The organism is Streptomyces sp. AC627_RSS907 (genome assembly GCF_019049165.1).
The window spans coordinates 1-631 of sequence record NZ_JAGMUE010000716.1; the positions used below are offsets into that span (position 1 = coordinate 1).

Sequence of the window (631 nt, forward strand, 5' to 3'; positions counted from 1 at the left end):
GCGCGGCCGTCCACAACCCGGCGCGCGCCCTGCTCGCGACCAACCACTTCGTGCCGTACAAGGGCAACCCGAGCACCTCCCGGATCGGCACCGCGCCGCTGGCCTACGTCAACCGCACGGAGCGCTCCCGGGCGGCCGTGCGGGCCGCGAGCGTCGCCGGCTGGTACTACGTCGCCGTCACCGTGAGCCCGCAGATGAAGCGCTACTTCGAGGACGGCGTACCGGTGACCGTGCGCGTCCACGTGAAGGGCGACGCCGAGCCGGGCCCCCGCTACGACGGCAGCGCCACGGCGGGCGGCTTCGGTGTCGGCGCTGATCAGGGGCGGATCGGCCAACCGGGGCCGGGGGCCGCCGAGGAGACCGACGACGACCGGCTGCGGGCCGTCGCTTACGGCGGGTTCGGGCTCGGTACGGCGCTGTTGGCCGGCCTCGGCGCGTGGAAGCTGACCGCGCGCCGGCGCGCCGGCGTCCCGGTGACGGGCGCGGGGCCGCACGGCGGGGTCGACAACTCCGCTCGGTAGCCCGGGGGTTGTGGCCGGCGGCGCGGGCGCGCGTGGCCGGCTGTCGCGGTCCGGGCCGGGTTAGCTGGCCAGCAGCGCCCAGGTGCCGACGGCGAAGCAGAGGGCCGCGG

1 pseudogene is annotated in these 631 nt (G+C 77.2%); it reads left to right on the plus strand.

Annotation, left to right across the window (positions count from 1 at the left end):
* Positions 1 to 521: pseudogene (locus KUM32_RS38225) on the plus strand (hypothetical protein); the annotation flags it as partial.
* Between the last annotated feature and the right edge of the window lie 110 nt (positions 522 to 631).